17 protein-coding genes are annotated in these 20,139 nt (G+C 75.6%); 6 read left to right on the top strand and 11 right to left on the bottom strand.

The features are described from left to right. Nucleotides 1–152: 152 nt before the first annotated feature. The 3 genes from ACFU9E_RS23660 to ACFU9E_RS23650 all read left to right on the top strand — a co-directional run bounded on the left by ACFU9E_RS23660 (nucleotide 153) and on the right by ACFU9E_RS23650 (nucleotide 4,544). Nucleotides 153–713 (top strand): OsmC family protein, encoded by a 561-nt coding sequence (locus ACFU9E_RS23660; RefSeq protein ID WP_380687984.1) that lies wholly within the window; start codon nucleotides 153–155, stop codon nucleotides 711–713. 55 nt (nucleotides 714–768) lie between these two features. Continuing rightward, entirely contained in the window at nucleotides 769–2,343 is a 1,575-nt protein-coding gene (locus ACFU9E_RS23655) for a phytoene desaturase family protein (protein WP_380687986.1), read from the top strand. Between the two features lie 227 nt (nucleotides 2,344–2,570). After that, nucleotides 2,571–4,544: an ATP-binding cassette domain-containing protein gene (locus tag ACFU9E_RS23650; RefSeq protein ID WP_380687988.1), complete on the top strand. Its 1,974-nt coding sequence runs from the start codon at nucleotides 2,571–2,573 to the stop codon at nucleotides 4,542–4,544. An 83-nt stretch (nucleotides 4,545–4,627) separates the two neighbouring features. On the opposite strand, the gene ACFU9E_RS23645 is transcribed toward ACFU9E_RS23650, so the two are convergent. The 4 genes from ACFU9E_RS23645 to ACFU9E_RS23630 form a co-directional block, all read right to left on the bottom strand. Further along, nucleotides 4,628–5,335 carry a hypothetical protein gene (locus ACFU9E_RS23645; protein WP_380687990.1) on the bottom strand — a complete coding sequence of 236 codons (708 nt, stop codon included), beginning with the start codon at nucleotides 5,333–5,335 and terminating at the stop codon, nucleotides 4,628–4,630. A 43-nt stretch (nucleotides 5,336–5,378) separates the two neighbouring features. Then, a complete protein-coding gene (locus ACFU9E_RS23640; protein WP_380687992.1) occupies nucleotides 5,379–5,780 on the bottom strand; it encodes a hypothetical protein in 402 nt (133 codons plus the stop codon). 164 nt (nucleotides 5,781–5,944) lie between these two features. Then, complete coding sequence (locus tag ACFU9E_RS23635) at nucleotides 5,945–7,081, bottom strand: hypothetical protein (protein WP_380688012.1); 1,137 nt, start codon at nucleotides 7,079–7,081, stop codon at nucleotides 5,945–5,947. 410 nt (nucleotides 7,082–7,491) lie between these two features. Further along, nucleotides 7,492–8,013 (bottom strand): hypothetical protein, encoded by a 522-nt coding sequence (locus ACFU9E_RS23630; RefSeq protein WP_380688010.1) that lies wholly within the window; start codon nucleotides 8,011–8,013, stop codon nucleotides 7,492–7,494. A gap of 208 nt (nucleotides 8,014–8,221) precedes the next feature. On the opposite strand from ACFU9E_RS23630, the gene ACFU9E_RS23625 reads away from it, so the two are divergent. Beyond that, the gene (locus ACFU9E_RS23625; RefSeq protein ID WP_380688008.1) at nucleotides 8,222–8,578 is read left to right on the top strand and encodes a beta/gamma crystallin domain-containing protein; all 357 of its coding nucleotides are present in this window, start codon (nucleotides 8,222–8,224) and stop codon (nucleotides 8,576–8,578) included. A gap of 111 nt (nucleotides 8,579–8,689) precedes the next feature. Then, complete coding sequence (locus tag ACFU9E_RS23620; RefSeq protein WP_380688006.1) at nucleotides 8,690–9,232, top strand: DUF1707 domain-containing protein; 543 nt, start codon at nucleotides 8,690–8,692, stop codon at nucleotides 9,230–9,232. A 310-nt stretch (nucleotides 9,233–9,542) separates the two neighbouring features. Here the strand turns inward: ACFU9E_RS23620 and ACFU9E_RS23615 are convergent, their stop codons facing one another. The 5 genes from ACFU9E_RS23615 to ACFU9E_RS23595 all read right to left on the bottom strand — a co-directional run bounded on the left by ACFU9E_RS23615 (nucleotide 9,543) and on the right by ACFU9E_RS23595 (nucleotide 15,988). Continuing rightward, the gene (locus tag ACFU9E_RS23615) at nucleotides 9,543–10,748 is read right to left on the bottom strand and encodes a cytochrome P450 (RefSeq protein ID WP_380688004.1); all 1,206 of its coding nucleotides are present in this window, start codon (nucleotides 10,746–10,748) and stop codon (nucleotides 9,543–9,545) included. A 91-nt stretch (nucleotides 10,749–10,839) separates the two neighbouring features. After that, complete coding sequence (locus ACFU9E_RS23610; RefSeq protein ID WP_380451477.1) at nucleotides 10,840–11,058, bottom strand: ferredoxin; 219 nt, start codon at nucleotides 11,056–11,058, stop codon at nucleotides 10,840–10,842. Nucleotides 11,059–11,754: 696 nt separating this feature from the next. Continuing rightward, nucleotides 11,755–13,281 (bottom strand): S8 family serine peptidase, encoded by a 1,527-nt coding sequence (locus ACFU9E_RS23605; RefSeq protein WP_380688531.1) that lies wholly within the window; start codon nucleotides 13,279–13,281, stop codon nucleotides 11,755–11,757. A 515-nt stretch (nucleotides 13,282–13,796) separates the two neighbouring features. Next, nucleotides 13,797–14,915 carry an LLM class flavin-dependent oxidoreductase gene (locus ACFU9E_RS23600; protein ID WP_380688528.1) on the bottom strand — a complete coding sequence of 373 codons (1,119 nt, stop codon included), beginning with the start codon at nucleotides 14,913–14,915 and terminating at the stop codon, nucleotides 13,797–13,799. Next, complete coding sequence (locus ACFU9E_RS23595) at nucleotides 14,912–15,988, bottom strand: LLM class flavin-dependent oxidoreductase (protein WP_380715310.1); 1,077 nt, start codon at nucleotides 15,986–15,988, stop codon at nucleotides 14,912–14,914. Before ACFU9E_RS23595 ends, ACFU9E_RS23600 begins: the two co-directional genes overlap by 4 nt. 312 nt (nucleotides 15,989–16,300) lie before the next feature. On the opposite strand from ACFU9E_RS23595, the gene ACFU9E_RS23590 reads away from it, so the two are divergent. Further along, nucleotides 16,301–16,738 (top strand): hypothetical protein, encoded by a 438-nt coding sequence (locus tag ACFU9E_RS23590; RefSeq protein WP_380688524.1) that lies wholly within the window; start codon nucleotides 16,301–16,303, stop codon nucleotides 16,736–16,738. 147 nt (nucleotides 16,739–16,885) lie between these two features. On the opposite strand, the gene ACFU9E_RS23585 is transcribed toward ACFU9E_RS23590, so the two are convergent. Both ACFU9E_RS23585 and ACFU9E_RS23580 read right to left on the bottom strand, forming a co-directional pair. Further along, the gene (locus tag ACFU9E_RS23585; protein ID WP_380690408.1) at nucleotides 16,886–17,062 is read right to left on the bottom strand and encodes a hypothetical protein; all 177 of its coding nucleotides are present in this window, start codon (nucleotides 17,060–17,062) and stop codon (nucleotides 16,886–16,888) included. Between the two features lie 137 nt (nucleotides 17,063–17,199). Beyond that, nucleotides 17,200–20,136, bottom strand: coding sequence for an AAA family ATPase (locus tag ACFU9E_RS23580; RefSeq protein ID WP_380715309.1), 2,937 nt, complete (start codon nucleotides 20,134–20,136; stop codon nucleotides 17,200–17,202). Between the last annotated feature and the right edge of the window lie 3 nt (nucleotides 20,137–20,139).

Below are 20,139 nucleotides of genomic sequence, written 5' to 3'. Positions count from 1 at the left end.
GAGGGGTTCGCAAGAGCCCCTCCCCGCCCGGCCCGTTCCGTCGTCAGCCGCCGAACCCGCCGCTGAAGCCGCCACCGCACCCGTCGCGGCGATCCCCGTGAATGCGGCCATAGACGCCCCGGGAGGGGACTCCGGCCCGTACGCTACGGGCCATGACGCACATACCCGCGGTCCCCGGGCCGGGTCTGGCCGAGCACCTGCGCGACAAGGGGGCGGCCATGCGCGACGCCGCCCGCCGGCGGCCGGAGAGCTCCGACTGGGACGAGGAGGTCGGCGCGGTCTGCGTGGCCGACGACGCGACCGGAGTCCGCAAGGTCAGGGTGGGGGACTGGTCCTTCATCGGCGACGGCGGGCCCGACATCGGCGGCTTCGGCCTCGGCCCGACCTCGCCGGAGCTGTTTTGCGCGGTGGTCAGCACCTGCCTGACCCACACCATCCTGTGCGTCGCGGCCCTGGAGGACCTCCCGCTGGACCGGGTGGAGGTCCGGGTGAACGCCCGCAACAACGACGCCCGGTTCTTCGGCGTGCCGACCGAGGCGCCCGCCGTGCCGTACGACCTGACGGCCGAGGTCGAGCTGCGGGGCCCGGCCTCGCCGCAGGACCTGGCGGACCTGCTGGCCACCGCGGACGCCCGCTGCCCCATGCTGCGGCTGGTCCGCTCCGAGCACAGCGTCGACGTCCGCCTCTCCCGGGACCCGCACGGCTCGGCCTGACCCGCCGCCGCCCGCCGTGTTCCCCGGGCCGCCCCGGTCGCGTACCGTGCCGGACATGGCGAACTCGTCCTCCCGGCACGACGTCGTGATCGTCGGCGGCGGCCACAACGGGCTGGTGGCGGCGGCCTACCTGGCCCGCGCCGGCCGCCGGGTGCTGCTCCTCGAACGGCTCCCGCGGGTCGGCGGCGCGGCGGTGTCGGCCCCGGCGTTCACCGGCGTGGACGTCCGGCTGTCGCGCTACTCCTACCTGGTGAGCCTGCTGCCGTGCACGGTGGTGCGGGACCTCGGCCTGCGGCTGGAACTGCGGCGGCGCCGGATCGCCTCGTACACCCCCGCCGTCCGCGACGGGAAGCCCACCGGCCTGCTGGTGGACGCGGCCGACGCCGGCCGAACCCGGGCGTCCTTCCGGGCGCTGACCGGGGCGGACCGCGAGTGGGAGGCCTGGCGGCGCTTCCAGGCGATGACCGCCGGCCTCGCCGAACGGGTCTTCCCGACCCTCACCGAACCGCTGCCCACCCGGGCCGAACTGCGCCGCCGGGTCGGCGACGACGCGGCCTGGGCGGCCCTGTTCGAGCGGCCGCTCGGCGAGACGCTCGAAGAGACCTTCGCCGACGACCTGGTGCGCGGTGTGGTCCTCACCGACGCGCTGATCGGCACCTTCACCCACGCCCACGACCCGTCACTGCGGCAGAACCGCTGCTTCCTCTACCACGTGATCGGCAACGGGACCGGCGACTGGGACGTCCCGGTCGGCGGCATGGGCGCGGTGACCGACGCCCTCGCGACGGCCGCCCGGGCGGCCGGGGCCGAACTGCGCACCGGCTGCGAGGTCACCGCCCTCGCCACCGACGGCACCGGCGACGCCGAGGTGACCTACCGCCACCGCGACGGCGAGGCGACGGCGGTCGGCCGCCGGATCCTGGTCAACGCCGCCCCGGCGACCCTGGCCCGGCTGCTGGGCGAGGACCCGGGTCCCGCGCCCGAAGGCGCGCAGCTGAAGGTCAACATGGTGCTGCGCCGACTGCCGCGCCTGCGCGACCCCGCCGCCGACCCCCGCGAGGCGTTCGCCGGCACCTTCCACGTCGCCGAGGGCTACCGGCAGCTGGAGACCGCGTACACCGAGGCGGCGGCGGGCCGGATCCCGTCGGCGCCGCCGTCGGAGCTCTACTGCCACTCCCTCACCGACCCCTCGATCCTGGGCCCGGACGCCGTCCGGCAGGGCCGGCAGACCCTCACCCTGTTCGGCCTGCAGCAGCCCGCCCGGCTGTTCGCCGACCCGGCCGCCAAGGAGCGGGCCCTGGCCGCGAGCCTGGCCCGCCTCGACGAGGCACTGGCCGAGCCGATCGCCGACTGCCTGGCCACCGACGCCGACGGCCGGCCCTGCGTGGAGGCGAAGACGCCGCTCGACCTGGAGCGGGAGATCGGTCTGCCCGGCGGCCACATCTTCCACCGCGACCTCGCGTTCCCGTACGCCACGGAGGAACCGCGCGGCGCCGCCGCCCGCTGGGGAGTGGCGACGGCCCACCCGAACGTCCTGCTCTGCGGCGCGGGAGCGATCCGCGGCGGCGGCGTCAGCGGCATCCCCGGCCACAACGCGGCCCGTGCCGTCCTGGAGGACCTGCCCTTCTAGGGCGGCCCTCCCGGAATCGAAAAAGGGTTGTTCGCTCCAGGCTCGCCCGGAACCGCCGAGGTTGAACGCGGCGGGGTGGCCGGGGCAGGATCCTCCGCCATGAGAGCCCCCTGGAGGACAGCCAAGTCCTTTGCGAAACTGCGGAGTTCACTCGCCGGAACTCCTCGTGGGACAGCCGTTCGAGGGCGAGCGCCCCGGCCGGTCCACCCGCGCGAGGAGGCCGCCGCGTGAGCTCGCCGAGCCCCACCACCCCCACGACGACCACCCCCACGACGACCACGACGACCACCGACGGCGCCGACGACTCCGTGATGATGGAGTGGCAGCCCCCGGGCAGCGACGCGGAGATCATCGACGGCACCAAGACCACCCTGCGGGCCACCGCCCGGGCGCTGCCCCGGCTCCTCGCCCTCGCGCTGCGCCTCGGCCGGCAGGCCGACCGGCCAGCCCTGTTCGTCCTCCTCGGCTGCGCGGCGGCCTCCGCCGTCGCCCAGGCCTTCGGCCTGCTGGCCACCACCGGCATGATCACCCAACTGGTGGCCGGCGCGGGCTCCATCGCGGAGCGCCTGACCCGCTCCCTCCCGTCGGTGGCGTTCCTCGCCGCCATGTCCGGGACCTCCGCCCTGCTGCGCATCACCAGCGAGTGGGCCGCCGAGCGGATCGGGCCGAAGATCGCCCGCGCCGCCGAGCTGGAGCTGATCGACGCCGCGACCCGCGCCGAGCTCGTCGCCTACGACAACCCCAGCTTCCAGGCCGCCTGGGACGCCGGCGACCGCGGCGCGAGCGCCACCCGGGACCTGCTCTCCCAGGCGCGCGACGTGATCGGCTACACCGCCGGCCTGGTCGCGGCCGGGTTCGTGATCGCCACGATCCACCCCGTGCTGCTCCCGCTGCTCGTCCTCGCGGTGATTCCGCAGGCCCTGGCGCGCACGGCGGCCGCCAACGCCTTCTACCGGGCGATGATGTCCACCTTCGGCGCGACCCGCGCGGCCGATGTGCTGCGCTGGTTCCTCTGCGACCGCCGGCTGGCCGCGGAGGTCCGCTCGAACACCATCGCGCCGTTCCTGCTGCGGATCCACCGGCGGGCCGTCGCCAAGGTCACCGAGGCGAGCGACACGGCCGCCCGCCGCGCCGCCGTGCTCGGCCTGTACGGCGCCGCGGCGTCCGGGGTGGGGGCGTGCCTGGTCTGGGGCGGCCTCGCCTGGCTGCTCGCGGACGGCCACGTCACCCTGGCCTCGGCCGGCACCGCGGTGATCGCGCTGCGCTCCGCCGCCGCGGACCTGCACACCGCCGCCAACTACAGCGCCGCCGTCCACCGCACCGGCCTGTACGTGGGGGACTGGCAGAAGTTCATCGCGATGGCCCGGGCCCAGCGCCTGGACCGCGGAGCGCTGGCCCCGCCGGCCGGGACGGCGGTGATCGAGGCCACGGGCGTCACCTTCGGCTACCCGGGATCCGACCGGGTCGCCCTCAAGGGTGTGGACTTCCGGGTCCGCCGGGGCGAGATCGTCGCCGTGGTCGGGGTCAACGGGGCGGCGAAGTCCACGCTGATGAAGCTGCTGTGCGGCCTCACCCTGCCCGACGGCGGGACGGTGACCTGGGACGGCGTCGACACCCGGGACCTCGATCCGGACCTGCTGTGGCGCCAGACGGCGCTCGTGCAGCAGGACTTCGCGCACTGGCCGCTCACCGCGCGGCAGAACATCACCCTGGGTCAGCCGCACGAGGCCGGCGACGCCGCGGTGCTGGAGGCGGCCGCCGCCACCGGCGCGGACGAGGTGATCGCCGAGCTCTCCGGCGGCCTGGACACCCTGCTGGCCAAGGAGTTCTGGGGCGGCGCCGAGATCAGCGAGGGGCAGTGGCAGCGGGTGGTCACCGCGGCCGCCTTCCACCGCGCCCGGGCCGGCACCCTGCTGATCCTCGACGAGCCGACCAGCGCGATGGACCCGCGGGCCGAGCACCGGATCTTCACCGGTCTCGCCGAGGTCGCCAGGGACTGCGCGACGGTGCTGGTCACCCACAACCTGGAGAACACCAGGGTGGCGCACCGCATCGTGGTGCTCGACCACGGCCGGGTGATCCAGGAGGGGACGTTCGAGCGGCTGGCTGCCGAGCCGGGGATGTTCGCCGACCTGCGGTCCCTGCAGCACGACCGGGTCCCGACCGTACCCGTCCAGCGCTCGGACACCGCCGGGCCCTGACCGCGAGCGGGCCGGCGAGCGGTCCCCGAGGGCGGGTCCGGCGGCCGGCCCGGTGGTGACCGGGTCGGCCGTCCGGGTGCGGTTCAGACGTGCAGCTGCGCGGCGAGCTTGCCGGCCAGCGCGCGCAGCGGCTCGCCGGTGAGCGCCGCGTCCGGGGTGGCCGCCTTCGTGCCCTGGCTGACCAGCAGCGTCAGGTCGCCCTTGTCCGCGACCGCGATCCGGGCGATCCCGACCGACCCGCGGCCGGGGGTGGTGCCGGTCTGACCGGGGGCGGGCTGGCCGCCCGAGACGGCGACCAGCTGGTCGCCCGTCAGATCGCCGGCCTGCTGGAGGTAGGGCAGGGCCAGGTTGAGCGCGATCCCCTCGGCCGGGGCGGCGAGCACGGCGATCTCCAGCGGGGTCGTCCCGGCGGTGTAGGAACACCACACCTGGACGCTCTCGGGCCGCGCCGGCAGCGATGCCACCGCCGGGCTGGGCGTGACGCCGGACGGAATCGCCCGGGCCTCCTCGCCCGGGACGACCTCGGCCCGCACCGGCCGCCCGCCCGTACCGGCCGCCGGGGTGACACCGCGTTCGATCCCGACCGCCTTCAGCGCCCCGGCCAGGTCCAGGCCGAACGGGCAGGAGGCATCGGGGCCGAGGCCCTGGACCGCCGACTTCACCTTGCCGAAGGAGAGCGCCCCGCCACCCGACGGGGCGTCCGCCGCACCGGACGACGAACAGGCGGCCGTCCCGAGCAGGAGTCCGGCCAGGAGCACCGGGGCGAGCAGGGTCTTGCGGTCAGTTGTCATCCGGTCAGCCTAAGGTGCTCGCTGCGGCCCCGGAAACGGCGGTTCACGGAGCAGGATCGTCGCCCGCGCGCGCGTTCCCGGCGTGGGCGGCACCGGTGCCGTCACCGGGTGCGTCGGGTGCGTCGGAGGCGTTGGGCACGTGGGGCGCGGCGGGCGCGGCGGGGGCTTCGGGGGTGAGGCTCTCCCCGGCGTTCCGGCAGGTGCTGCAGGTGTGCCAATGGGTCCGGGTCCGGGCCCCGCCCAGCTCGCCGGAGCGGTGCGGCGCGAGGGTCATGTCGGAGGTGTCCAGGCCGCACAGGGTGCGGGGGCCGCAGGCTCCGGAGGCCTCGGTGGGGGCGGTGTGCGCGCGGCGCACCGGGATCTCGGGCTCCGCGGGGGTGTGGTCGGGCCCGAGGATCCGGATGTTGGTGGGTGTGTCCGGTTCCAGTACGACGACGATGTCCATCTCCTCAACGTGACCGCAGGACCGGCCCGCCGCACGCGCACGGTGGCATCCGGACCAACCGGTCGTCGCCCGCCCGCGCCCCCCGGTTCCCGCCGACACCGGGGCCGGGCCCGGACGCTCGCGGCGTCCGGGCCCGGCGACGGGCGGTGTGGCGGTCGGCAGGATCAGAACGCGGAGGTGTACGCGGTCAGGAAGCGGGACGCGATCGGAGCGCCCGAGCTGTTGAAGCACAGCGGGTAGAGGTTCACCGTGCCGGCGCTGCGGGCCCAGGGAGTGGCCAGGCCGCAGTAGTCGGGGCCGGGGCCGAAGGCGGTGACCTGCGCGGTGTCCGAGGGCACGGCGATGTTCGGCAGGTTGACGGTGTAGGGGACGGAGCCGGCGAGCGTGTTGACCCCGCCGGAGGAGTTGAAGTTGGTCCCGCCCGGCACGCCGCCGTTGAACCACAGGTAGCCGTAGGACTTGGGCGGCAGCGCCGCCCCGTGCACGGCCCGCTTCTCCGCGTAGCTCAGCGTCCAGCGGGTGTCGTACGGCGCGCCGGCGGCGTTGTAGCAGTTGACGACGACGGTCTGGCCGCTCGCGGAGGGCGCCCAGTCGGCGACCTTGCAGCGCGCGCCGTTGACCGGGTCGACGGCGGTGACCTCGATGTTCCCGACGGGGGTGGCCTGGCCCAGGCCGGGCAGCCAGACCTTCCAGACGCCGGTGCCGCCGTAGCCGACCGCGTTGGTGCCGCCGGTCGAGTTGTACTGGGTGATCACCGCGCCGGTGGTGTTCGCGTAGACGTAGCCGTAGCCGCCGACGGCCGGGGCCGGCACCCCGCTGCTGGTGGTGTAGAGCACGGTGAACCGGGTGTCCTCGGGAGCGCCGCCCGGCCGGTAGCAGCCCACCGAGACGTCCTGCCCGGTGCCGGCGGTGGACCAGCCCCGGACCTGGCACCAGCTGCCGGTGCGGCCGACGGCCGTCACGTGCGCGATGCCGCCGGGGCCGGCGATCAGCGGGAAGTGCACGACGTAGGACCCGGTGCCGAGCTGGTCCACCGTCACCGGGTTGGCGGCCGGCGAGGGCCAGCTGCCCCACTGGCGGCTGGTGTCGGGCACGTAGCCCGGCGTCGGCGGGGTCGGGGTGTCGAGGAACGCGAAGCCCCAGCGGTCGGGCACGGCGGCGTTCGCCGGGCCGGCCACCGGGAGGCTGACGCCCAGCAGGGCGGCCAGCATCGCGAGGACGAGCAGCGGGGCGCGGACCGCGCGCAGGGCGCGGTCGGCGGGGACGGGTCTGACCGGTGGTACGGCGGTGCCGGCGTGCATGGGTGTACTCCTCGGGTGTGCGGAGATCACGGGCGGCCTGCGCGGTGGTGCCCGCACTGCGGTTCCGCTCGTGCCCGGGGTGAGCCGGCGCGCGGCGGCCGACGGGGACGACCGGTCCCTCAGGGAGGGGACCGGCGCCACCCGGCATCGGCCGGCAGTGACGGGGTCGGGGGTCAGGCCCGACGGCGCTCACATCGTAGGGGCGCGCCGGGCGGCGGCACAGGCCCGCGGCACGCGCCGCCCGGCCCTTCGCGCGGGGTCCGGAGGCCGCCCCTCCGGGTGCCTCCCGCCCCGGTCGCCCCGCCCGCCCCCGCACCGGCACCTCCCGCCCCAGGACGTCCGTCCCGCCCCGGCGGGACCCTGACCGGAAACCGTCCTTCCGTCCGGACCGGGTGGTGTCGCGCCGTGGGTCAGAACGGCTGCCGCAGCCAGGAGTCGAGCACCGCGTAGTCGCCGTCGGTCAGCCCCACCCGCGGATCGACCCGGTGCAGCAGCGCCGGCCCCGGATGGTGCGCGGCGACCCAGTCCCGGTCGACCGCGGTGATCTCGTCGTCGACCCAGGCGAACGGCCGCCCGCCGGCCCAGGTGACGAGCGGACGGGTCTTCCAGTGCAGACCGTACGGCTCGTACGGTCCGTCGTTCTCGTCCGCCGCGTACTCCTCCTCGGAGGGCTCCGGCCAGTCCACCACGGTCAGCGGCGGCAGGCCGAGCAGCGGGGCGATGCACAGGTTCGCGGAGTCCATCCACGTGGTCGCCCAGACGACTTCGCACGGCAGCGCGGCCAGCCGGGGTCCGTGCGCGGGATCGATCCTGGCCAGCAGCGGATTCCCGTCGGCCCGCCCGTAGGTGGGGTACGGGCCGGGCCCGCCGAACGGGATGAGCGGCCCGTCGACGTCCAGGAACAGCAGCGCGCACCGCCCGGGTTCAGTCACCCCGCCACCCTACCGATCACCGCCCGTCGGCTCCTCCGTCAGCGGCGGGCTCCACGAACGGGTGAAGCTGCGCCTGCGCCGTTCGGACCCGGAGTGTTGCGGCCGTCCGGGGGACACGGAGTCGCTAGCTTGGGGCTCCCGGTCGCCGGCCCAAGTGCCGTGCCGTGGCCGGGCCTTGCACCGACCTTCCCGGGAGAAGGAGAAACCTGTGATCTCGAAGAGCACGAGGGCCGTCTGGTCCACGGTCGTGACGTTCGCGGCGGCCGCCGCGTTGACCCTCGGCGTGCCGGGCGGCAGCGCCTACGCCATCGACCACGTCCAGTGCGACGGGGGCCGCAACGACTTCCTGAAGATCTGGTCGCACCTCGACGGCCGCGACAGCGTCGACTGCTACGCCAACGGGGGAAGGACGGACTTCGGCGGGTGGTGGGTCGACCGGATCTCCACCGGCAACAACGACCTGACCTACTTCGACGTCAACGGCGACTCGGTGCGGATCGAGCGCTGGCACGACATCACCTTCCCCAACCGCCCGCCGAGGGTCGCCGCCATCCAGATCGGCTGACGCCCCGACGGCCCGTGCCCGGCGACAACCCGCTTGCTGGGCACGGTGATCACGGCCGCCCTCCGTTCCACGGGCTGCCGCCGGTCGCGGGGACGCCGGTAGGGTGGAGCGGTGACTTCTCAACCGGAGGACCTCGCGGCGGCGCTGGGCGAGGGCGACCGCGACACCGCGGTACGGCGCGTGCAGGGGGCGTACGCCGAAGGGCACCTCTCGCACGAGGAGATGGACGATCGCCTCCACCACGTGCTCACCGCCAGGACGCGCGGCGACCTGGTGACCGTCCTGTCCTCGCTCCCGGCGCCGCCGGCGGAGACCACCGCCACGATCGGCGCCGCCGGCGGACGGATCGCGCGGCGCGGCGCGTGGCGGGTGCCGCGGTTCCTCACCGTGGCGTCCGCGTTCGGACGGGTCCACCTGGACCTGTCCCGGGCCGTGATCGAGCACCCGGTGGTCGACATCGAGCTGCAACTCGGCACCGGCAGCGCCAGGATCACGGTGCCCCGCGACGCGGTCGTCGACCTCGACGCTCTGCAGACGGGGTGGAAGGACCTGCGCTACCGGCCTCCGTCGAGCCCCCGCCCGGGCGGTCCGACGATCCGGATCTCCGGGGCCGTGGGGTACGGCCGCGTGAGGATCCGTCACTCATGGCGCTGAACGGACAGAGGGGGCGCTGGAGGACCACCGCGTGTGGCTTCTGCCGACGTGACCGTCGTCCTGGAGGCCCGCCGCGCGCCGGCGACCTGATCGGCCCGGCCGGGCCGATCAGGTGCGCTCCCGGAAGAACCGGGTCGTCGCCGGGGATCGGGAACTGCCCGATGGACACCAGTGGGCGCCCGGTGGCCGGGTCCACCGGCCAGGTGGGCCCGGCCGGCCATACGGGCTGCCCGCCGAACCTGGCCACCGGCTCGGAGATGGGCCGCGCGGTGGTTCCGAGGAGGCGTGGGAGTTCTCCATTGGGCCCCGCTCACCAGGTCACGGGCAGCGACCGCATCCCGTAGATGAACGACTCGGTGCGGAACTCGCGCTCGCCGGCCGGCCGCAGCCCCGGCAGCCGGCGGAACAGCGTCTCCAGGGCGATCTGGAGTTCGGCGCGGGCCAGCGGCTGGCCCAGGCACTGGTGCACGCCGAAGCCGAACGCCAGGTGCCGCCGGGCGTCCCGGTACAGGTCCAGCTCGTCCGTCGCCCGATGGCCGGCGCCGCCGAACACCGCCTGTTCCCGGTTGGCGGTGGAGAGCATCGCCATCACGCCCTCCCCGGCCCGGACGGTGACGCCGCCCAGCTCCACGTCCTCCAGCGCCACCCGGGGCAGGCCGGTGTGCACGATGGTGAGCAGTCGCAACAGCTCCTCCACCGCGCCCGGCAGGGTGGCCGGGTCGGCCAGGCCGGGGATCTGCTCGGGGTTCTCCAGCAGCAGCGCGGTCGACAGCGAGATCATGTTCGCGGTCGTCTCGTGCCCGGCGATCAGCAGCAGCACGCCCATGGCGGCCGCGTCGTCCGGGGTCAGGTCGTCCCGCGCCGCGAGTCGGCTGAGGACGTCGTCCGACGGCTGTGCGCGCTTGCGGGCCGTCAGGTCGCGCAGGTAGCCATGGACCTCCTCCTGGGCCTCCCGGAGCTGCTCCACGGTGCTCTCCTGGTTGAGCATCGTGCGGCTCAGGCTCTGGAAGCGGTTGTGGTCCTCGTACGGCACGCCGAGCAGCAGGCAGATCACCAGCGAGGGCACCGGCAGCGCGAAGTCGGTGACCAGGTCGGCCGTGGTCCGGCCCGCGGTCATCCGGTCCAGTGCCTCGTCCACGATCCGCTGGATCTCCGGGCGCAGCGCCTCCACCCGCTTGACCAGGAATTCCCCGGTGAGCATGCGGCGCTGGCGGGCGTGCTCGGGGTCGTCGAGCCGCAGGAAGTCCGGATTGTCGGTGATCAGCTCGCGAGCGCCGGCGACCAGCAGCGGGAAGGCCGGGTGGCGTATGTCGGCACTGAAGCGGCGGTCGGACAGCACGGTGCGGACCTCGGCGAAGCCGGTGACCAGCCAGCAGAGGTCGCCGTCGGGCAGCTCGGCCCTGGTCACCGGCCCGGTGGCGGCGGCCTCGGAGTACGCGGGCGGCGGGCCGAACGGGCAGCCGCCGGAGTGCCGGGCCGGCAGTGGGAGGACGGGGGTGGTGGGTGCGGTGGTCAAAGCGGGGGTTTCCTCACGTCGCGGGTGTTCTCGTGGGGGTTCGGGACCCGGGAAGGGTCCCGGCGGCCTGCGGGATCGGCGGCGGGGTCCGTCAGGCCCCGGTCCGCGCGGGCTCGTCCCCGGTGACGGTGATCGCCCGGCCCGGGCAGAGCTCGGAGGCGAGTCTGACGTCGTCGAACTGCTCGGGCAGCAAGACGGTCTGACGGAGCCTCACGAGACTGTCACGGTCGTCCTGGTCGAAGACCGCAGGGGCGTTCGTGACGCACATGCCGGAGCTGCAGCAACGGTCCCGGTCGACGCTCACCTGCATGTCGGGCACCTTTCGCCAGGGCGGCGCCGACTGCCTGGCGGCCGCCTCTCGTTGTCACGGTCAACCTAGCCATCGCTGGTCCGTTCACGGAGGGGTGCGGTGGCCGGATCGAGAATGGCTGATTCGGCCCCTGCGTGTGAACCCCGTTGCGGCGCAATGCGTTTCAATCCGCGGTACTTCGCCGGAGGGGTCGGCGGACCCGGCCGCGCGGACGGCCTCACAAGCCTTCGGTGGTAGCCAACTCCCTTGCGGAGGACACTGTTTCGGCCTTGTCGGCGCTCTTGTCCGGCCGGTAGCGCAGCACCCGGGCGAACCGCCGGGCCGGCCCAGCGGGGTAGCGGAGGCTGCCCGGCGGGGTAGCGGGGGCTGCCCCGCCGGGCCGGTCCGGCGGGGCAGCAAGGGCTGCGCTGGAGGCCGTCGAAGGCGACCTCGACCAGTTCCGGCCGGACCAGCACCGTCCGGGCGTCCCGCCCGGTCTTCCGGGCGAGCAACTCGGCGGTCTGCCGGGCGAGGAGGTCGGGGCGGTGGCGTTCGAGGACGGGGCGGGTGGGGTCGAAGGTGAGGCCCTGGGCGGTCAGGTCGAGAACGCATGCCGAAGCGCCCCCGTCCGCGATGGCCGGGGGCGCTTCGTCCAGGGGTCGGGACCGGGGTTGTCCCGGGGCGACCGCCGCAGTGGGACCTGCGCGTGCGGTGCGGCTACCGGACTGCGCGCAGCGCGTTGACGATGCCGAAGCCGTAGAAGCCGTTGACGCGCCTGCCGCCCGCGCAGGCGGCGTCCACGACGCCGTCGCCGTTCCCGTCGTACGGGTCGGCCGGGCATCCGGGGTTGTCGGCCTGGGCCTTGAGCAGTGCCTGCAACTGCTCCGGTGTCGCCTGCGGGTGGGCGGACTTGAGCAGTGCGGCCACACCTGAGGCGTGCGGAGTGGCCATGGACGTGCCCTGCTCGTAGCCGTACTGGTTGCCCGGCAGCGTCGACAGGACGCCCGGGTGTCCGGACGGCGCGTCCGAGGGCTGGTACCGGTCGCCGCCCGGCGCCGCGACGTCGATCACACCGAGGCCGTAGTTGGAGTAGTACGACTTCGTGTTCTTGGCGCTGGTCGCGCTGACCGTGACGACGCCGGGCAGTTGCGCGGGCAGGTCCAAGCACCTGTGCGGGTCGATCGTCCGGTCGGCCGGGGTGGAGTCGTTGGGGCTGCGACCGTCGGCGATGGCGTCGGAGGCCAGGTCGTGGTTGGAGTTGCCGGCCCCGGCGATGTTGAGGGTGCCCTTGCGCTGAGCGTAGAGCTGGGCGCGGTTGACCGCGTCGACGATGGCCTTCTGGTCGGGGTCGTCCAGGCAGTTGTACTGCCACGGGTCCACGTAGTAGCTGTTGTTGGTGATCTGCACATCGTGGTCGGCGGCGAACACGAAGGCGCAGACGACGCTCTCGGCGTATATCAGCTGGCGCGGGGTGGGCTGGGCGACCGTGATGCCGGCGACCCTGACCCCGGGCGCCACGCCCGCGATGCCGATGCCGTTGCGGGCCGCGGCTATCGAGCCCGCCACGTGCGTGCCGTGGAAGTAGGCCGGGTCCGCCGGCCGCCAGGAGCCGTAGGTGGTGTCGGCCTTGCCGCCGGCGCAGTTCGCGGACTGCGAGGGCGAGAAGTTCGCGGAGAGGTCCGGGTGGGTGTCGTCGACGCCGGTGTCTATCACGGCGACCGTGACGTCCCTGCTGCCGGGGTTGATCCGCGCGGCTTTGTCCGCGCCGATCGTCCGCAGGGCCCACTGCTCGGCCTCCAGGGGTTCGGTTCCGCCGCCGGACGCCTTCGCGAGCTTCGCGGCCTCTGCTTCCGTCAGGTACTGGACCGGACCCTCGCCGGTCGCCCCCACCGTGCTCAGCGGCGAGGTCCGGGTGGCGCCCGCCGACTGCACTCCGCGTACCGCGCGCAGCCGCTCGCCGAAGTCGGGGTTCGCCGAGTGGGCGACGATGACGCCGATCCTGTCGTAGCTGACGACGATGGTGCCGCCGGCCGAGGTGACGGCCTGCTGGACCGCTGCGATCGTGCGACGGTCGGTCGCGGTGTTGACGACGTAGGACAGGGGCTGCGCGTCCTCGGCCTGCGCGGTGGGCCGAACCTGCGGCGCTGCCGAGGCCGCCGTGGGGAGGAATCCGAGCGAGGCGGTCAGCGACAGCACGATCGGTACGGCCGGGCCGAGCCGCAGTAAGGCACGTCGTCGAGCCATGGGGTCTCCACATCATCCGGGGTGCAGGACCCGCCCGAGGGCAGAGTGACGCCAGGGCAGGTGTATGACGGGTGGTACAGGAACGAAGCTATCCCGCCCTCTCGCCGACCAGCAATGGCCCGGTCTCCGTTCTCCGTCCGCGACTTGCCCGGCCTCGTGGGTACGGCCGCCGGGCGTACGGATGCCGAGAACGGCTTGCGACGGCTGCCGGGCGGGGCTGACCCTCCGGGCTGCCGTGCGCGACGGCCCCCTGACCGCCATAGGACGAGGGCCCGTCCTCAGACCCCCACCCGGCGGGCGGGGGTTTGAGGACGGGCCCTCGGACTGCCGGCCTCCCGCTACCCGGTCGGCACGGTGCTCCTCGCCCGCGTCGTCCGCAAGGAGCGGATCCGCCCGGTCCAGCACCTCGGCGTGCTCCTGGCCCGGGGCAGCGTCCTGCTGCTCGCGTGGACCTGATCCCGGGGCCCTCCGTTGCCCCGGGGCCGAGCCTTCGGTCCGAGCTCGGTGAACCGGCGTCAGGTGCGGGTGGTGGCAAGGGTGGGCAGGGCGAGGTGGTCGGCGAGGGTGGCGGTGGTGTAGGCGGTGCGGAAGGCGCCGCGGCGTTGGAGTTCGGGGACGAGTCCGCGGGTGATCGCCAGCAGGTCGTGCGGGAGGCGGGCGGGGCGCAGCCGGAAGCCGTCCAGGCGCAGGCCGTCGGCTTCGACGGTGCGCCAGGAGAGCAGGAGGTCGGCGAGTTCGGCGGGCGTGCCGGCGAAGACCTCGGCGTCGGAGGTGAGCGGGGCGCCGTCGAGCTCGTCCAGCCGGTCCTTGTGGCGGGCGGCCTCGCCCGGGCGGTCGTCGAGGAGGACCACCAGGTCGGCGAGGACCTTGAGCGGGCGGTCGGCGGGTCGGGCGACGGCGGTGGCGGCGGCCGCGACCGCGGCGAGGACGGCCGCCGTGTCGTCGGGGGAGTGCGGGGTGACGTAGGCGACGTCGCCGCCCTTGGCCGCCAGTTCGTACGGGATGCGGGCGTGGGCGAGGACGGTGACCGGGAGGGCGTGCCCGCGCTCGGCCCAGAGCCGGCGGACGGTGGCCAGGACCTCGGCGGCGTCGTCGAAGATCGGGGCGAGGCGGGCGGAGATGGTGTCGGGCGAGGCGAGGTCGGCCGGCGTCAGGGTGGCCGGGGCGGGGCGGCCGAAGTGGGCGGCGTCGTCGGAGCGGGCGGAGACCTGCGGACGCCAGCCGGCCCGGCCGGGGGCGGCGTGGTCGAGGGTGGCGAGGGCGGCGGCCAGGTGGAGCGGCTCGGTGTGGGTGACGTTGGTGGTGGGCACCAGGCCGATCCGGGAGGTCAGCGGGGCGACCCGGCCGGCGATCAGGACGGCGTCGAGCCGGCCGCGCACCTGGTCGGTGCGGTTGTCGGGCCCTTGCAGGCCCACGGACTGCACGGCGAGGGCGTCCTCGAAGGTGACCAGGTCGAGCAGGCCCCGCTCGGCCTCGGTCACCAGGTCGGCCCAGTATCCGGCGGTGAACAGCTCGCCGGGGCGGGCGCCCTCGGCGCGCCAGGCGGCCGGGTGCCAGCCGGCGCCGTCCAGGGCGACGGCGAGGTGCAGCGGGGGGAGGCCGCCGCCGGATCGGGGTGCGGAGGGGCTGGTCATGCGGTGGCCTCCCGGCTCGGTCGGCGGGCCTGGGCGAGCCCGAGGTGGTCGCGGAGGGTGGGGCCCGGGTACTCGGTGCGGTGCAGGCCCTCCGCCTGGAGCAGCGGCACCACCCGGTCGACGAACGCGTCCAGCGTGTCCAGCGTGTCGGGGGCCGGGCGCGGGGTGAGCAGGAAGCCGTCCGAGCCGCCGCCGCGGACGTACGCGGCGAGCGTGGCGGCGACCTGGTCGGGTGTGCCCGCGACGTCGGCGGCGGGGACGTCCGTGGCGGGGACGTCGGCGCCGGGGGCGTCGGCGAGTGCGGGGGTGACGGCGGTGAGCACCCTCAGGTCCCGGGGGGACCGGCCGTGGGCGGCGAGCCGGTCGGCGAGGTCGCGGCGCAGCTCCCGGGCCTCGGCGAGGCCGGTGTACGGGACGACCAGCACGTCGGCGTCGGCGGCCGCCGAGGCCAGGTCCTGCGGGGCGGTGACGGTCCGGACGACGACCGGGTGGCCCTGCGGTGCGCGCGGCGTGGTGAAGCGGCCGGAGAGGTCGAAGTGCGTTCCCCGGTGGGCGAAGGCGCCCGCGCCGGGTCGCACGAAGGCGCCGTCGGCCTGGTCGGCCGGGACGTCGTCCTCCGCCCAGCTGTCCCACAGCGTCCGGGCGGCGCGCAGGAACTCGGCGGCGTGGGCGTCCCGGTCGGCCTCCGGCGGCGGGCTGCCGTGCCGGAGGCCGCCCGCGGCGGCGGCGCCGTCCGGGCCGGTCGTCACGCTCCAGGCCGCGCGGCCCTCGCTGAGGTGGTCGAGCGAGGCCAGCCGCCGGGCCAGTTCGTAGGGCTGATGGGCGGCCGGGCCGAGGCCGGCGGCGAGTCCGAGCCGCGTGGTGGCGGCGGCCAGGGCGCTCAGGGCGGTCAGGACCTCGGGCCCGGGCGGCGCGGTTTCGGTGAGGAGCAGGAAGTCGAACCTGCCCCGCTCGGCGGCCCGGGCCAGCCGGGCCAGCCGGTCGAGTCGGGAGAGCCGGTCGAGCGGGGCGGGTGTGATGGGCCCGCCGACGCCGGGCGGGCGTACGGCGAGATGGAGTTGCTGCACGGACACGACGACGATCGCCTCCTGTCGGCCGCCCGTCCGCCGCGCGTTCGTCCGCGCGGCCGGGCCGGTTCATCCTGCGCGGCGGCGCACCGCCCGGGCAACGGTCGCAATGAAGTGTTCATGCGCGGAAACCGGGTGCCATGAAGCGCCAGCCGAAGACGGGATTCGGTCATAAGAAGGCTGGATTCGGTATCTGGCTTCAAAAGGCAGGGTGGAATTAGGAATTCCGCCTCAATCGATGCCAGCATGTGAGGTGTGAAGCGTGAAATGTCACATGGCTTCACGCCGTCGTCCCTACCCATGAACGGGAATCACCCGATGAACCGGCTCCTCGCCACCCTCGCCACCAGCGCCGTCCTGATCGCCGCCGGGGCCACCGGCGCCGCCGCCCAGGGCGTCACCGCCGACACCTCCCCGGCCGGCCCGGGCACGTGCGTCACCGGATACCGGGGCGTGGTGGTCAACGACATCTGCGTCACCATCAGCGGCGACCAGGTCACCTTCTACGGCCAGACCTCGCCCGGCAGCCTCGGCTGGACCGCCCGCACGGTCCCCTACCGGCTGACCGCCTCGCTGGTCGGCGGTGGCACGCTCGGCACCATCACGCCCAGCGTCCTGGTGGACCGCAGCGGCGTCGCGGTGGGCCGGCTCACCGTCACCGTGCCGTGCGGGTCGAGCGCCACGGCCTCGCTGGAGACCACCGAGTGGGGCTGGCCGCCCGCCACCGCCACCATCACCGTGCCGTCCGGCTGCTGACCCGGACAGCCCCGGCACGGCGAACGGCCCTGCCCGCTCGCCCGGGCAGGGCCGTTCGTCCATCCATGATCAGCCGGTCCCCGGCCGCCGCCGCCCGCACGCGGCAGCTCCGGGGACCGGCGCGTTCGGTGCGCCTGCGGTGGACCGTCAGTGCACCCAGTGCGAGGGACCGGAGCGGCTCAGCCGGGCCAGCCGGACCAGGGCCAGCGGATGGTTCCCGGCCTTGCGGGGGGACGGGGAGATCCGGACGGTGGACCCGGCCGGGTCCGGGCCGTCCGTCGCCGGGACGGCGGTCGCGCTGGGCGCGTGGTGACGTGCACTCATCTCGTGGATCCCTCCAGGTCGGGGAGCGGCTGCCCCGCTCGCTCGCCGGTGACCACCAGGGAACCCGTCCGGACGGGCCGGATCAATGCGGGTGACTACCTATCGCTCCGCGGGAACGATGAGGGCACCCTCCCGGATCAGCCGGGACCGCCGTCCGCCGCGTCCTCGGCGTCGGCCCGGGCCAGCGCCTGAGCCGTCCCGGCCCGGCTGGTGCCCAGCTTGTGCAGCACGTTCGCCACATGATGCTCCACCGTGCGCGGTGACAGGAAGAGCGCCTGGGCGATGTCCTGGTTGGCGGTGCCCTGCGCGAGCAGCTCCGCGACCTGCCGCTCGCGCGGCGACAGCTGCTTGCCGTAACCCCGGCGCCCCGGCGAGCCGATCCCGCCGAGATCCAGGTCCCGGCGCAGCTTGCGGCACCTGGCGGTGTCGGTGGTCGCCCCCAGGTCGAGGTAGACCCGCTCGGCGGCCGCCATCCGCTCCGCCGCCCGGGCCCGGTCGACGGCGGCCAGCGCGGCGGCGATCCGCTCGTCCGCCCGCGCCGCCTCGTACGGCCGCCCGATGTCCTGCCAGCGGTCGCGGGCCCGGGTGAACGCGTCCACCGCGCACGGCTCGCCGGCCGCCGCCAGCAGCAGCCCCCGGGCCTGGTCCAGCGCCGCCGACACGGCGGGCGCGCCCCGGTCGGCGAGCGCCTCGGCCGCCTCCTCGGTGACGGCCTCGGCCTCGTCCCGCCCGCCCGTCGCCAGCAGCGCCGCCACCGCGACCGGCAGCAGCTCGGCGGTGCGCGCCCACGCGCCGGCCTGTCGCGCGGTGGCCAGCGCCGGGCCGACCGTCGCGGCGGCCCCGGCGCTGTCGCCCTCCAGCAGCTGCAGGCCCCCGAGCCCGGCGGCGGCCCGCAGCGCGACGGTCACCTGCGACTCGCGCTGCCCGAACCGGGCGGCGATCGCGAACTCCTCCCGGGCCAGCGCCAGCCGGCCCCGGCCCGCCGCGAGCCGCCCGAACAGCAGCGAGCGCTCGGCCCCGGCCATCGCCAGGTCGTCGAACTCCGCCCCCAGCGCGGCGAAGCGCTGCTCCACCCCGTCCCAGCGCCCGGCCAGCATGTCCAGCCGGATCAGTGCCAGCCGGCTGTAGCACTCCAGGTACGGGATGCCCGTCAGCCGGGCCAGCCGCCGGCTCTCCGTCAGCAGGTCCGCGGCCCGCGTGTCGTAGCCGAGCTCGATGGCGATCTCGCCCGTGTTGTACAGCGCCCTGGTGGTCTGCCGCATCACCTCGGGGCTCTCGGAGGCGCGCGGCAGGTCGTCCAGCCGGGCCCAGACCGCCGGGTCGCCGGCCCGGGCCTGGAAGGTCAGCGAGGTGGCCCGGACCGCGGCGGCCACGTCCTCGTCGGGGTGGTCCGCCAGCAGCCGGTCCGCCCGGGCGAGCCACTCCCAGGCGTGCCGGCCCGCGCCGTCGCGCTCGTCCATGGCGATCGCGACCATGGCCCGGGCCGCCCGGACGGGGCGCTCCTCCAGCTCGTCCAGCGACTCGCGGATCCGGCCGAAGCCGGCCCGGTTGCCGCTGTGCACGGCCGTCAGGAAGCCGAGCGCGAGCCGGATCTCGCCGCGGTCGGCGACCGGCAGCCGGGGGTCGGCGACCATGCCGCTGAGCACCTGCACGCTGGCCGCCGGGTCGACGTCGTCGGCCGCGAGCCGGGCCAGCGCCAGGGCGGCCCGGCCGCGCCGGGGCGGGTCGAGGTCGGGCTCGTCCAGCAGGCCGCGCAGCATCCGCCGGGCGCCGCCCGGGTCGCCCAGCGCGACGGCCTGGTCGGCGGCGGCCTGCGCGAGGTCCTGCCAGGCCGCGCGGTCGCCCATGGCCAGGGTGTGCTCGGCGATCCGGGCGAGCGGCCGGGGCTCGAGGGTCTCCAGCGCGGCGACCGCCCGCCGGTGCAGCACCCGGCGCCCGGGCCCGGGGATCCGCCGCAGGGCGACCCGGCCGACCGCCGGGTGGCGGAAGGCGTACCGGTCGGGTGAGGTCTCCTCCAGGACGGCCGTGTGCAGCGCCTCGGCCAGGCCCCGCGCACCGGTTGCGGCGTCCAGCCCGGCGACGGCGGTGAGCAGGTCCTCGTCGGCGGGCACCGCGAGCACGGCGGCGGCGGCCACGACGGCCGCGCCGTCCGCGCCGAGCCGGGCGAGGCGCCAGGCCGCGGCGTCGACCATCCCGCGCGGGACCTCGGCGTTCGTCAGCGCGGCCGTCAGGTCGGCCGCCCGCCGGGGCAGCGGGCGGTCCGTCAGGGCCCGCAGGTCCTCCGCGACGGCCAGCGGCAGGCCCCGGCCGCGCTCGTGCAGCACCCGGGCGACCTCGGCGGTGGCCGCCGGGCCGAGCGCGGCGCGGGCCAGCTCCGCGACCTCCGTCAGGTCCAGCGGGCCCAGCCGCACCAGGCCGACGGCGGGTGCGCCGCCGTGGGCGGCGGTGGGCGGCGGCGTGCCGGGCGGCAGGTCCTCGGGGCGGTAGGTGACCACCAGGGCGAGCCGGGGCGGCAGGTCGCGGGCCAGCCGCAGCAGGAGGTCGAGGGTCGCGTCGTCGGCCCACTGCACGTCCTCGACCACCAGCACCGGATCGTCCAGCGCCGCCAGCAGCGCCCGCACGCCCTGGGCCAGCAGCCGCCGGGCGGACAGCAGTTCGCCGCCCTCGGGCGGCGCGGGGGGCAGCCGGTCGGCGAGGTCCGGCAGCACCCGGCGCAGCGCCCCGGTGCTGGGCGGCAGCGCGTCGGGCGGGGGCAGCAGCCCGGCGGCGTCCCGCAGGGCGTCCACGACGGGGCCGAAGGGCTCCGGCTCGCGCAGCGGGTGGCAGCGGCCGACGAGCACGGCGCGTTCCTTCGCGCCGGGGGCCGTCCTGGCGCGGGCCGTCCTGCCGGGGGCCGTCGTGTTCACTGCCCGCAGCGCCTCGGCGACCAGTCGTGACTTGCCGGCGCCGGCCTCGCCCTCGACGAGCAGCACGGCCGGCGGGTGCGCCAGCCCCTCGGTCAGCCGGGCGAGCTCCCGGACCCGTCCGACGAAGGCGCGCCCCTCGGGCGCGTCCGGTACCGGTGGCCGGTTCATCGG

Source organism: Kitasatospora sp. NPDC057595 (assembly GCF_042800875.1).
Taxonomy (GTDB): domain Bacteria; phylum Actinomycetota; class Actinomycetes; order Streptomycetales; family Streptomycetaceae; genus Kitasatospora.
This window is presented reverse-complemented; position numbering and strand designations above follow the sequence as displayed.

Coding starts and splice junctions, on each gene's coding strand:
- ACFU9E_RS23660 (WP_380687984.1), top strand. CDS start 153: ATGACGCACATACCCGCGGTCCCCGGGCCGGGTCTGGCCGAGCACCTG.
- ACFU9E_RS23655 (WP_380687986.1), top strand. CDS start 769: ATGGCGAACTCGTCCTCCCGGCACGACGTCGTGATCGTCGGCGGCGGC.
- ACFU9E_RS23645 (WP_380687990.1), bottom strand. CDS start 5,335: ATGACAACTGACCGCAAGACCCTGCTCGCCCCGGTGCTCCTGGCCGGA.
- ACFU9E_RS23640 (WP_380687992.1), bottom strand. CDS start 5,780: ATGGACATCGTCGTCGTACTGGAACCGGACACACCCACCAACATCCGG.
- ACFU9E_RS23635 (WP_380688012.1), bottom strand. CDS start 7,081: ATGCACGCCGGCACCGCCGTACCACCGGTCAGACCCGTCCCCGCCGAC.
- ACFU9E_RS23610 (WP_380451477.1), bottom strand. CDS start 11,058: ATGCAGGTGAGCGTCGACCGGGACCGTTGCTGCAGCTCCGGCATGTGC.
- ACFU9E_RS23605 (WP_380688531.1), bottom strand. CDS start 13,281: ATGGCTCGACGACGTGCCTTACTGCGGCTCGGCCCGGCCGTACCGATC.
- ACFU9E_RS23600 (WP_380688528.1), bottom strand. CDS start 14,915: ATGACCAGCCCCTCCGCACCCCGATCCGGCGGCGGCCTCCCCCCGCTG.
- ACFU9E_RS23590 (WP_380688524.1), top strand. CDS start 16,301: ATGAACCGGCTCCTCGCCACCCTCGCCACCAGCGCCGTCCTGATCGCC.
- ACFU9E_RS23585 (WP_380690408.1), bottom strand. CDS start 17,062: ATGAGTGCACGTCACCACGCGCCCAGCGCGACCGCCGTCCCGGCGACG.
- ACFU9E_RS23580 (WP_380715309.1), bottom strand. CDS start 20,136: ATGAACCGGCCACCGGTACCGGACGCGCCCGAGGGGCGCGCCTTCGTC.